Consider the following 12854-nt stretch of genomic DNA (forward strand, 5'->3'; position numbering starts at 1 on the left):
CTCTCGAAAAATTCACTCAGGAATTGTATCAGATTAACATAATACGCTAGTCCCCGTGTGTTGTCTAGTACCCTATTTTCCTATAAATCAATTGGTTAAAAAGGACACCTTACCAAAAATTTTATTCTTCTATATTAAAGGTATTCCTTTTTACAGAAAAAAGAAGCTTGAAAGGGGGAAATCCCTCCGAACTTCTTAGTTATTTTCTTTTGTTTCTTTCTGGTCTGTTGCTTCGCCAAGGTGGATCCGTAATGTTGTCCCTTCTTGAACCCGTTCTCCTGCATTTGGTGCCTGGTCAACAACCACATTTCCTTCTCCACTTATATCTAATTTGATATTCATTAATTGCTGCTGTAATTCCCGTTTTGTTAATCCAATTACATTTGGAACCTCGAGATATTTTTTATCCGTCCACAATCTGATTTCTTTTTCAATCTGATTATCTCTCTTCTCAATTCCTAGCAACGGTAGGCTTTCACGCATGATATTTCCAACGATTGGTGCTGCAACAACCCCACCAAATTGAACAGTACCCTTCGGATTATCAACAGCTATATAGACGACAATCTGCGGGTCATCTGCAGGTGCAAAGCCAATAAATGATACAATATGGTTATTTTGAAGGTAGCCGCCACCCTTTTTGGATTTTTGAGCTGTACCAGTCTTTCCACCTACACGGTATCCATCCACATATGCGCCTCCTCCAGAACCTCTTGCTACAACACTTTCTAGTGCATATCTTACTTGTTTAGACGTTTCTTCGGAAATGACTTTGCGTTTCGCAATAGGAGAATTACTTTTCACCACTTTTCCTGAAATAGGATCGATCCATTCCTTCGCGACATATGGCTGGTATAAGGTTCCACCATTTACAGCTGCAGAAACCGCTGCTACCTGTTGAATCGGCGTTACGGACACCCCTTGACCAAAGGCCGTTGTTGCTAATTCAACTGGACCTACATTTTCTGGTTTAAAGAGGATTCCAGTACCTTCTCCCTGAAGATCAATGCCTGTTTTTTGTCCAAATCCGAAATCACGAATATACTTAAACAATGTATCTTTCCCTAATCTTGTTCCTAACTCGACAAAACCAGGGTTACAAGAGTTTTGAACAACCTCTAGGAATGTTTGATGGCCATGTCCGCCTCGTTTCCAACATTTAAGTGTAGCTCCCCCGACCTTTACAAAACCTGGGTCATTAAAATGATCATTATCTAGATTTACTTTCCCTTCTTCTAATGAAGCAGCTAGAGTTATGATCTTAAAGGTAGATCCTGGCTCGTAGGTGCTCCAAACAGGGAGATTACGGTTGTATACTTCTTGTGGAACATTTCGAAAGTTTGCTGGATCAAAATCAGGTCTTGAAGACATTCCTAAGATTTCACCATTATTGGGATTCATGGCAATCGCAATGATCCCATCTGGATTGTATTGTGCTTCGGCATTATCGAGTTCACGTTCAATAAGGGATTGAATTCTCGTATCAATCGTTAGCTTTAAGTCAAGACCATCCTTAGGCGGTATATAGTCATCAGCGATATCTGGCATTCTTCTTCCTTTTGCATCGGAATAGAATTGCACACTTCCTTTTTCACCCTTTAACTCTTCATCATAACTTTTCTCCAGTCCTGTTAGCCCTTGATTATCAATCCCAGCAAAACCTAATACATGCGAAAGATAGCTACCAAATGGATAATGACGTTTCGAGTCCTCAGCTATGTATACACCCTTAATTCCAAGTGCTCGAACTTCATTCGCTTTTTCGTGAGAAATCTTTCTTCCCTCTGGATTGATATAGACTTTTGATTCATTTTCAGTTATTTTTTTATACGCTTTTTCTTTTGACATATTCAAAACAGCAGCAAGTTTTTCTGCTGCTTCTGCAGGATTTTCAATTTGCCGAGGAACGACTAGAACAGTTGGTGCACTCTGGTTCGTTGCAAGGACAACGTCATTTCGGTCAATGATTTTTCCTCGCTCCGGCTCAAATGGAATATCCCGGCTCCATGAATCCTTTGCCAGTGCCGTTAGCTTATTCCCAACGAAAAATTGAACATATCCCAGTCGAACATCAATAATCAAAAATAATAAAAACCCTATAAATAGTACTAATGAGAGTCTTTTTCGTACAGTAACATTCGAAACACGCATATAGATGTACCTCCTATTAAACTTACAAATCAAGGCTCGTCTAAATATATGCTTGTACAAGAATGAATAGAACGATCGTATCGATATTAGATTACTTGGCCATAAAAAAAGGAACTGAAAAATCAGTTCCTTTCTTGTTCCTTCTCACTATTCTCTTCATCTGCTGGTTCTTCTGCTGTTTCCTTTTGTGGAGTGTACGGTCGTTCTAATTTGACTGATAATGTATCACCGTCTTTAATGATAGCCCCTGGTTCTAAGCTTTGTTGTACGACATACCCATTACCACTATATGAAACTTTAATATTTGTTAAATCAGCAATTCTCATAACATCTCTAATTGACCAATTTGTCATATCTGGCAAGGTCGCTTCCTGATCAGTAAGTAGAATGACCTGCTCGTTAGGTAGTATTTTTTCACCTTGACTTGGACTTTGAGCGATAATATTCTTACCTTTACCAATAACAGTTGCTTTAAGCTTTAGCTTTTCTATTGAAGCTTTAGCCTCTTCAATTGACTTTCCTACATAAGAATCAACTTCAACTTCTTTATCTACATTCACATTATTTTCTGTTTTTTGCTCAATTGGTTGTATATTTAAATATTGTAAGCTGTTTTTCATCACATGATTAAATACCATCACAACAGGTTCGTGACCAATGTCTGTATCTTTAAGCTTAGGCTTCTCTACAGCTACATACACTATTAATTTTGGGTCATCCATCGGTGCCATACCTAGGAATGAGTATAAAAAGTTACCCCTTCCCGATAAGTACCCACCATGTGGACTTGGTATTTGGGCAGTACCTGTTTTCCCAGCAACTTGATAGCCTTCAAGATCATAGGCTTTTCCTGTACCATCTGTTACAACTTGGCGTAATAAATTCAACACTTTTTTAGACGTTTCTGCGGAAACAGGTTGTCCCGCGACTTGAGGCTTGTGATCAGAAACTGTTTTATCTGTATCAGGGTCGACGATTTTATCAACAACATATGGTTTCATCATCTTACCGCCATTAGCGATTGCGGTTGCTGCTTGAATCTGCTGAATTGGAGTAACAGAGGATGCTTGACCAAATGCAGTTGAGACTCTATCAATCTCCCATTTAAAATTGATCGTGTTTTGAACTTCACCTGCTAAATCGATGCCGGTTGGTCGATCAAGTCCAAAACGTCCCAAATACTCCAATAATTTATCCGTTCCTAATTGTTCATTAGCTATCTTTGCAAACGCAACGTTTGAGGATTTAAGAACACCTTCATCATAGGTAATTGTTCCCCAACCTCTCCTATTATGGTCACGAATTGTTTCTCCTCCAGCCGTATAGCTTCCTGAAGCAAAGGGTGCATTCCCATTATATACTCCTTCTTCAATCGCTGCTGCTAAGGTAAAGATTTTCATCGTTGAACCCGGTTCAAACGGATAGGCAATCACATCATTCAAGTAGTTTTCGATGTTACGAACATTTGGGTCAAAGCTCGGTCTGGACGACATTGCTAAGATTTCACCCGTTTTTGGATTTGCAACAACGCCAATGATTTTTTCAGGTTCATATTCCTTCATAGTCGTGTTCATGGCGTCCTCTAAAAACGTTTGAATTGTTTGATCAATTGTTAAATAAACATCACTTCCATTGTCAGGAGCGACAATCTGCTCTTTTGCATCCGGTAATTTAAAGCCTTTCGTATCACTCTGGAATTTCATGTAACCATCTTTTTCTCGAAGGTACTTATCAAGACTTTGTTCAATCCCCATCTTTCCGACCGTTTCCGTCTCTTTCGTTTTGGGATCAGTCACCATCTGAGCATAGCCAACAACATGTGAGGCAAAGGTTCCGTTCGGATAGTAGCGTTTTGATTCTCTTCTAAACGCAATACCAGGTAATTCTAAACTTTCAATTTCCTGTTTGAGTGATGTACTAATATCACGGCCAAAAGTCCCAAATTCAACTTGTTTTCTTTCGGGTTTTGTTAATATTTTATACATCTCATTCTCATCAATATTCAAGAGAGGTGAAAGTTTGCGAGCCGTTTCTTCAGGATCAACAACATGTTGTGGGTTATCTTTATCTACGGTTAAATCTTTATCAAGGATCGCGACAACAGTGTAAGAAGAAGTATCCTCAGCAATTGGATTTCCGTTACGGTCAAAAACCGTTCCTCGCTGTGCTTCAATTGTTCTTTGTTTCGTGTACTTTTCCTCTGCTAACGCCGCTAAAACTACACCATCAACCTTACCAGTACCTTGGATATACACAAATCTTGCTATTAATGTAAAAAAGAGCAAAGCAAATATTATACTAATAAATGCTGCTCCTCTATTTATATTGTTATTTTTAACCTTCATTTTCATGGTTTAGTTCCCTTGAACAACTTTCACATTGTTTTGATTTAAAACAAGGCCAAGTTCTCTCGCTTTTTCCCAAAGACGTTCGTATTCACTTAATTCTTGGACTTGTACATAAAGGTCATTATTTGTTTTTGTTTGTTGACTAATTGATGCTTCGATTTGTTGGATTTCGATGTTTGTATGATAGATCGATACTTGATTAGATATGATATGAATTGCGCAGAACATTACAGCTGCGGAGAATATAATCCCTAATACCTTTTCTCCTAACGTAAATCGAAACTTCTTTCTAATTGTTGGTCGTGTCTTCGGTGTCTGATCTGGTTGGTAGTTTTCTGTTTGCCTTACTTTGTATGCTAAATTACCCATCATATCCCTCCTCAAGTACCTATCGTAATATATTGTTTAAAGCCTTTCCGCGATTCTTAACTTTGCAGAACGAGCCCTCTTGTTCGCCTCAATTTCTTCTTCTGTAGGTAATATCGGCTTTCTTGTAATAAGTTTTAATTTCGGTTTGTATTCATCAGGAATAATCGGAATCCCAGGTGGTAGGGGCGGACCTTCACTTGCCTTTTTAAAAGTAACTTTACAAATTCTGTCCTCTAGTGAGTGAAAAGTAATAACACTCACTCTCCCTCCTGTTGCAAGTAGTTCAATTGACTGTTGAATCGCATTTTCAAATACTTTCAACTCATCGTTAACCGCAATTCGAATTGCTTGAAAAATCCTTTTTGCCGGATGTCCACCAGTTCTTCTTGCTGCAGCCGGAATACCTTCTTTAATTAATTCCACCAATTCTCCAGTGGTTTCAATTGTTTTCTTTTCTCGTGCAGCCTCTATTTTTCTAGCAATTTGTTTTGAAAACTTCTCTTCACCGTATTGAAAAAAGATCCTTACCATTTGCTCATATGACCAATGGTTTACGATGTCATACGCAGATAATGCTGCATCTTGATCCATGCGCATATCAAGTGGGGCATCGTGGTGATAGCTAAATCCTCTTTCCGGGGTGTCCAATTGTGGGGATGAAACACCTAAATCAAACAAAATGCCATCAACAGCTGTTACACCTTGTTCATGTAATTTTTCAGTTATGTTTGCAAAATTACTTTTGATGATCGTAACAATATCACCATATTTCGCAAGCTTGTCCTTTGCATTTTCGATCGCAATATCATCTTGATCAAACGCATATAGCTTACCTTTGGTTGAAAGCTTTGAAGCTATGTATGAGCTATGTCCTGCTCCACCAAGTGTGCAGTCTACATAAATGCCATCTGGGTCAATCTTTAATCCATTTACAGCCTCTTCTAATAGAACAGTTTTGTGTTCGAACATGTTAGCACCTCTTATAATCATCTGTGTAATATCCTTACTAGCATTTCACAAAGAATAATTATATATCAAAACCGATCATATTTTCAGCTATATCAGAAAAAGATTCCTCAGAAGCGGCGAAATATTCTTCCCACTTATCCTTACTCCATATTTCTATACGGTTTGATACTCCTAGAACCACACATTCCTTTTCAAGTCCTGCATATGAAAGAAGGGGTGATGCAATATTCACTCTTCCTTGTTTATCAAGTTCACATTCAATGGCTCCAGAAAAGAAAAATCGTGTGAAAGCACGGGCGTCTTTTTTAGTTAAAGGGAGTGTCTTTAACTTTTCTTCAAGTATTTTCCATTCTGATTGTGGGTAACCGAACAAACACTGATCAAGCCCTCTCGTTAAGACAAATGTTTCACCAAGATTGTCTCGGAACTTAGCAGGTATAATCATTCGGCCTTTCATATCAACAGTATGATGGTATTCTCCCATGAACATATCCATTGTCCCCACTTTCTGTATTTATCTTACCACAATCCCCCACTTTCCACCACCAGTTTTTATAATTTTTTACCAAATAAAAAAAATCCCCGGAAATTCCGAGGATTTTCAATACGAACTACATCTTTATCACTTTATGTTTTCCGTTAAATTCAAACGGAAGAGCTAATAAATCTTTGATAAAATCGTCGCCATATTTATTTAAATAGTAAAAAACATTCCATAATCTCTCCTGTGGGGAGCCAAGTGGTAGAAGTGATTTTTCAATTCGTTCAAAACGATTCAATTCAATTTCATTACGTTTTAAAATACTTCGGCTGAATGTTTTTTTTAGGAAATCTAATTGTGATTGAATATTCTGGGCGTTCTTTAATAAAAGATCGGCCAGCCCAGGATCCACTTCTAGCCCCACATTTCTAACCTTTTTATGAATTTGCTCGACTTCTTTTTTTGCTTCTGAGATGATCCCGTCGACATCAGCTGTTTGTTTTTCCATCCATGTTTCTTTCGCTTTTGCAAGCTCCCCTGACAACACCGCTTGAATTGTCAAGCCAATTTCTTCTATATTAGATTCAATTGCTCTTTCTACGATTGTCATCATTAACCGTGGAACGACAGGTGGCATCTTTATTTCCATCACTTCAAATACCTTTTTAAGTTCTGCCCAGTAAGATACTTCACCGGGTCCTGAAATAAAAGCAAGTGTTGGAAATAAGAACTCCTGCATAACTGGTCTTGTTACTACATTATTGCTTAGTAATTCCGGTTTTTCTTTCGCAATTTCAAGCAATTCGTTGCCACAAAGGATACACTCATTATTTTTCCCACTGAAAATATCATGTTCCACATTGTACTCAAGCAAAATCCGTTCATCATTTTGCGTATAAAAAAGGTTTGCACTGGATTCATTCATATCAATTGTTTTAGGGTATTGATAAGTTGATAAAACTTCCTGTTGCACTAACAATGAATCATGAATCTCTCTGTTTTTTTCAATCATCTTTTTAAAATAAGGTGATTGAAGGGCTCTAATTTCTTTTGTACCTGAATCCACAAGAACCAGTCCGGCTTCTCCAAAAAGTTCATTGATAATCTGTATAAAAAAATCAACGTATGTCTTTGATTTTTCCACAAATCCATTCAAAAGTTCTAAAAGACGATTCGTATGATTGGTTTCACCGTACGTCTCAAACACTTCTTCAATCCATTCCATGAAGCCATTCTGTTCAATTTCTATTGAAGAGACCATTGTCTTACGGTTGTGATATTGTGGAACTGCTCTTTTTCGAATGCCACTTTGAAGATTGACATAGAGATGATTGATTTCTGCAAAATCATGGTCCTCTCCAGCAATCCAAAATACCGGTATAACAGGCACATTTAATTTTTCCTCTTGTTCTTTTGCAAGCTTAATAATAGAAACTATTTTATGTATCGTATATAACGGGCCAGTCAATACACCTGCTTGCTGTCCGCCAATCACCACAACACTCTGTGGGTCTAATAGCTTGTGTATATTCTCTATCGTATTCGGATGATAATTTAATCGTCTATTAAAAGAAACTAAATGCTCTACTAGTTTCTCACGTTCAAAATGTCTCTTTTCTAACTCTTTTTTTCTCACCTCATACATAAGGGGAGATTGGATATCGCAATCAAAAAATTTATGTATATCCATTTTATTAGAAAGATAATCGTTCACTAATCGATTTGAAGATGGCAATGAGAGATCCAAAACCTCCATAAATTCTTGTTCTTCCTTTCCTATCCAGTTTATATCTTAGTTGAGTATAGCACGCTTTTTTGAGAATCCAAAAATTACTGCTCAATGATTTGTAAATTTATGCTGTCACAAAAATTCGTTGAACGAGTCCGATAAGTAGTAAAAGAAAATACGCAACCGTGGAAGCAAGGAAAACGAAACGCCAAGACTTCCTTAACACTTTCACTGTTTCAATTGCATGGCTTTTCCTCCAAGTAATATAGCCAATAAACAAAACGGTCATAAGGAGGATTAAGAGGATTAGCCAAAGCAAGCTTTTGCCAACAATCACAAGTAATAAATAATGCACTGCAATAAGAAAAAATACGGTCGTAACATCAACCGATAGAAAAAAAGATTTTCGGGTGTTTTTTATAATGAATCTACTAATCAAATAGACTAGGATGAATCCTAGTAGTGGAATTGTTACAAACGTCGCAGCTATTCCGGCAAAAAAGTCGACCATTCCTTATCCCCCTTCAGTTTCAAAACCTTTTATAGAATAATATAAAAATTGTGTAATCGCTACTTCCACGTTCTTTTTTACTGCTTCTGCTAAAACATAACCTAGAATGGCATCTATTTCTGTTCTTCTTCCTTCTTCAATATCGCGCAGCATGGATGATTTGTTTTGGGCTGTATTTTCACAAATCGTCTTCACAAGTTTCCACATTTTTTCATGATTAGAAGGTATGACAGAGATGATTTCATCGAATAATGCTTTCATTTGGTTCTGAAAATAAGTATTTTCTAGCAACCTCCCATTCTTAACACCATAAATGGCCGTTAATGGGTTGATGACAGCATTTGCAATTAGCTTCGATGTTACTATCTCATACCAATTGTCATGGTATTCAATTAAAAACTCATTGAGGTTAAGGCTGAATGCCTTATTTTCACCTTTAATTGCAGCTATTTTCGTCCGACCGACACCTGTGTGGATGACTCGGTTTTCACTTACTTTTAGTGCTCCATGTTCAACAACACCCACAAGAATCCTAGGGTTCCTCAATTTTTCAACGATGTCGATGTGGCTCATTCCATTTTGAAGGAAGCAGACCGTATGTACTTTCTCTAAGTCCAGGGTTTTTGATAAAATTTCTTCTAATATGTATTGTTTTACTGCAAAGATAACCATGTCTTCTTGTATTACAGATGTTGAGCTTGTAACAGCTTGTACTCTATATGTTTTTGACGTATTTTGTTGATCAATGGTTACACCATTTTGGTTTATTTCGTTTGCTTGGTGTTCGGTTCGTGTATAGATGGTTACTTCATGTTGTTCTGCCAAATATCCCGCAAAAAGCAATCCGATGGACCCACCACCAATGATTCCAATTTTCATTGCCCCAACTCCATAGTTTGTTCTCCCTTTATTTTACCAAAAAGTCCGACAAAATGCCTAGTACATCGACTATAAAAATAAATGTGTAAAAACGTATTAACATGACAAAACCCCAAAGTTCCTTCTTTGGGGTTTTGTACCAATTGTCTAAACCGGATAAACAGGGTGTTTCTTTTGTGTCACATTGAGTTCCTTTGTTTCATAAATAGACAAGCGGTTAATGAGGACATTCCTCAGTTCAGCAGCCGGAACGATATCATCAATGATAAGCTCGGAGGCTAATTTATAGATATCGATTGTCTCTTTATACTCTTGTTGCTTTTGCTGTACAAAAGCAATGCGTTCTTTCGGATCTTCAATTTCATTAATTTTATTTGAATAAACGGCATTCACCGCCGCCTCTGGCCCCATAACCGCAATTTGAGCAGTTGGTAGCGCAACGCAATAATCAGGTTCAAATGCAGGACCTGCCATTGCATAAAGACCTGCACCATATGCTTTTCTGACTATGACTGAGATTTTCGGAACAGTTGCAGAGCTCATAGCTGCAATTAACTTTGCACCATGTCTAATGATTCCTGCTCTTTCAACCTTTGTACCAATCATAAATCCTGGAACATCTGCCAAAAACACTAAAGGGATATGGAACGCGTCACATAAAGTGATAAATTTAGCTGCTTTGTCTGCTGAATCTACAAACAAGACGCCACCCTTCACCTTAGGCTGATTTGCAATGATTCCGACTGGTCTACCATCAATACGAGCAAGACCTGTAATCATTTCAGGGGCAAATAGTTTTTTTATCTCATAGAAACTTCCTTCGTCAATGAGGGCATCAATCCCTTCATACATATTAAAAGGAGCATTCTGATTAACAGGAATTATTTCTTGTAGGCTCTTTCCTTCCTTTGGTGAAACTGCATCTGTAATCACCGGTTTGTTCAAATAGTTAGCAGGAAAAAATTTCAAATAATCCCGCGCACTCTGGATTGCTTGCTCTTCATTTTCAGCAAGCACATCACCACATCCACTAACGGTACAGTGCATTCTAGCACCACCCATTTCCTCTAACGTAACCTTTTCACCAATGACCTTTTCAGCCATCCGTGGGGATCCCAAATACATGGATGCATTTTTTTCAACCATGATGACTATATCGCAAAAGGCAGGTATGTAGGCTCCACCCGCTGCTGATGGACCAAATAAAATACAGATTTGAGGAATCATACCTGATAATCTTACCTGATTATGAAAAATCCTCCCCGCTCCGCGTCGATTCGGGAACATCTCAAGTTGGTCTGTAATTCGCGCCCCAGCTGAATCTACTAAATATAATAGTGGTACGCGTAACTTTTCTGCCGTTTCTTGGATTCGAATAATTTTCTCAACTGTACGTGCGCCCCATGATCCCGCCTTTACGGTGGAATCATTCGCCATCACACATACTTTTTGTCCATTTATATCTCCAATCGCGGTAACGACACCATCAGCCGGAAGGTCTCCTGCTATATTGTTCGCAAATTTTCCATCTTCTTGGTAAACTCCATTATCAAATAGAAGTGCTAGACGATCACGAACAAATAATTTGTTTTGTTCCTTCAGCTTTTGATGGTATTTTTGATGTCCTCCTGCTTCGATTTCTTTACTTTTTTCAACGAGCTTTTGGTCTAAATCCTTAGTAGTGCGAAGCATGATTACCCTCCTTTTTGTTTATTCTAGTACAAGTAATACATCATCCTCATTTACAAAATCACCACTATTTACTTTTATTCTAGCTATCTTTCCGTTTAGCTCACTTTCAATAGGAATTTCCATTTTCATTGATTCCAGCATGGCAACTACTTGACCTTCTGAAATCTCATCACCTTCTGAAACTAATACCTGTAAAACAGTCCCTGCCATGGTTGCTGTGATTTCATTCATTTTCATTCCTCCTAGTGTTTTTTCATCAAAGAAATGTAGTTCGTGTTATATTCGCCTTTGGTATAAAATACTTCATCTATAATTTCTTGAATTAAAGGGATATTTGTTTTTATTCCTTTTATCATAATTTCATTAAAATATTCCTTAGCTAATTGAATTGCTTCTGGACGATTGTCTGCTTTCACAATTATTTTGGCAACCATTGGGTCGTAAAATGGTGTAACCGTTGTCCCTGCTTCATAACCACTATCAATTCGGACACCTTTCTTGTTTTCAGGCAACGTAAATTCCTCAATTTTCCCAGGGGAAGGTAAAAACTTTATCGGGTCTTCCGCATACAAGCGAAATTCAATTGAATGCCCTGATGGCATGATTTCACTCTGGGCCAATGGAAGCTTTTCTCCCCGTGCAACAAGCAACTGCCATTTTACTAGATCAAGATTGGTAATCATCTCTGTAATCGCATGCTCAACTTGAAGCCTCGTATTCATCTCTAAAAAATAGAAATTTTCCTGTTCATCCACAATGAACTCGATTGTTCCGGCGTTTGTATAGCCTACATATTTTGCAGCCATTGTTGCAGCATGACAGATTTTTTCACGTGCCGCTTCCGTAAGAAAAGGAGATGGTGTTTCTTCAATCACTTTTTGGTTGCGGCGTTGTATGGAACAATCTCTTTCAAAAAGATGGACAATATTTCCATGCTGATCACCAAAAATTTGGACCTCGATATGTCTTGCATTCGGGATGAATTTTTCAATAAACATGTCATCATTTCCAAAATACGATTTCGCCCTTGTCTTTGTTGTTTGAAAGGCTTTCTGTAATTCTTCTTCAGATTGACAACAAACCATTCCAATTCCGCCTCCACCAGCACTTGCTTTTAACATGACAGGATAACCAAATCCTTTTGCAAGCTTCAAGGCTTCCTCTAAGGTCTGAACGTCCTTTTCGCTGCCTGGCACTACAGGTACACCTGCATCAATCATGGTTTGTCTTGCTTTTACCTTATCCCCCATTAAGGAGATGACCTCGGGAGGTGGTCCAATAAAAACAATCCCTTTCTTAGCTACTGCTTTTGCAAAGGTTGCATTCTCGGATAAAAATCCATAGCCAGGATGGATTGCATCAACTTGCTCTTTTTCTGCAATTTCAATAATCTTATCCATTTGAAGATATGATTTCATAACCGGCGGCTCGCCGATTCGATGAGCTACAGTTGCTTTTTTTACAAACGGTAATTCTTGATCCGCATCTGAATAGACAGCGACTGTTTCAATCCCCATCTCATGGCATGTTTTTATAATCCTTGATGCGATTTCGCCTCTGTTTGCAACCAACACTTTTTTCAAGCCCATTTCCCCTTTCGCCATTAGTTAAAAGGTGCAATATATAATTTCTACACACATCTACATATTCCTGCACCGAATCGAAAACGCTTTCTATATTTTTCTACAGAATTTTTTGTTTTTTTGTTATATAATGAATGTAAGA

At 37.9% G+C, this 12854-nt stretch carries 11 protein-coding genes; all 11 read right to left on the reverse strand.

Translation table 11 applies throughout. The features are described from left to right. Positions 1-195: 195 nt before the first annotated feature. The 11 genes from ABC371_RS19060 to ABC371_RS19110 all read right to left on the reverse strand — a co-directional run bounded on the left by ABC371_RS19060 (position 196) and on the right by ABC371_RS19110 (position 12712). The gene (locus ABC371_RS19060) at positions 196-2151 is read right to left on the reverse strand and encodes a stage V sporulation protein D (RefSeq protein ID WP_412898230.1); all 1956 of its coding nucleotides are present in this window, start codon (positions 2149-2151) and stop codon (positions 196-198) included. Between the two features lie 122 nt (positions 2152-2273). Continuing rightward, entirely contained in the window at positions 2274-4502 is a 2229-nt protein-coding gene (locus ABC371_RS19065) for a penicillin-binding protein (protein WP_412898231.1), read from the reverse strand. Positions 4503-4505: 3 nt separating this feature from the next. Then, positions 4506-4868 (reverse strand): cell division protein FtsL, encoded by a 363-nt coding sequence (gene ftsL / locus ABC371_RS19070; RefSeq protein ID WP_412899395.1) that lies wholly within the window; start codon positions 4866-4868, stop codon positions 4506-4508. Between the two features lie 36 nt (positions 4869-4904). After that, positions 4905-5837, reverse strand: coding sequence for a 16S rRNA (cytosine(1402)-N(4))-methyltransferase RsmH (gene rsmH / locus ABC371_RS19075; RefSeq protein WP_412898232.1), 933 nt, complete (start codon positions 5835-5837; stop codon positions 4905-4907). A gap of 58 nt (positions 5838-5895) precedes the next feature. Next, a complete protein-coding gene (gene mraZ / locus ABC371_RS19080; protein ID WP_136378406.1) occupies positions 5896-6327 on the reverse strand; it encodes a division/cell wall cluster transcriptional repressor MraZ in 432 nt (143 codons plus the stop codon). A gap of 121 nt (positions 6328-6448) precedes the next feature. Continuing rightward, a complete protein-coding gene (gene bshC / locus ABC371_RS19085; protein WP_412898233.1) occupies positions 6449-8074 on the reverse strand; it encodes a bacillithiol biosynthesis cysteine-adding enzyme BshC in 1626 nt (541 codons plus the stop codon). Between the two features lie 97 nt (positions 8075-8171). Continuing rightward, positions 8172-8558: a DUF3397 domain-containing protein gene (locus ABC371_RS19090; protein ID WP_412898234.1), complete on the reverse strand. Its 387-nt coding sequence runs from the start codon at positions 8556-8558 to the stop codon at positions 8172-8174. 3 nt (positions 8559-8561) lie between these two features. Next, a complete protein-coding gene (locus tag ABC371_RS19095) occupies positions 8562-9437 on the reverse strand; it encodes a 2-dehydropantoate 2-reductase (protein WP_412898235.1) in 876 nt (291 codons plus the stop codon). A 147-nt stretch (positions 9438-9584) separates the two neighbouring features. Beyond that, entirely contained in the window at positions 9585-11129 is a 1545-nt protein-coding gene (locus ABC371_RS19100) for an acyl-CoA carboxylase subunit beta (protein ID WP_412898236.1), read from the reverse strand. An 18-nt stretch (positions 11130-11147) separates the two neighbouring features. Further along, entirely contained in the window at positions 11148-11360 is a 213-nt protein-coding gene (locus tag ABC371_RS19105; RefSeq protein WP_412898237.1) for a biotin/lipoyl-binding carrier protein, read from the reverse strand. An 11-nt stretch (positions 11361-11371) separates the two neighbouring features. Next, positions 11372-12712, reverse strand: a complete 1341-nt coding sequence (locus ABC371_RS19110) for an acetyl-CoA carboxylase biotin carboxylase subunit (RefSeq protein WP_412898238.1) — start codon at positions 12710-12712, stop codon at positions 11372-11374. Between the last annotated feature and the right edge of the window lie 142 nt (positions 12713-12854).

The organism is Bacillus jepli (assembly GCF_047238305.1).
Classification (GTDB): Bacteria; Bacillota; Bacilli; order Bacillales; family Bacillaceae_L; genus Ferdinandcohnia.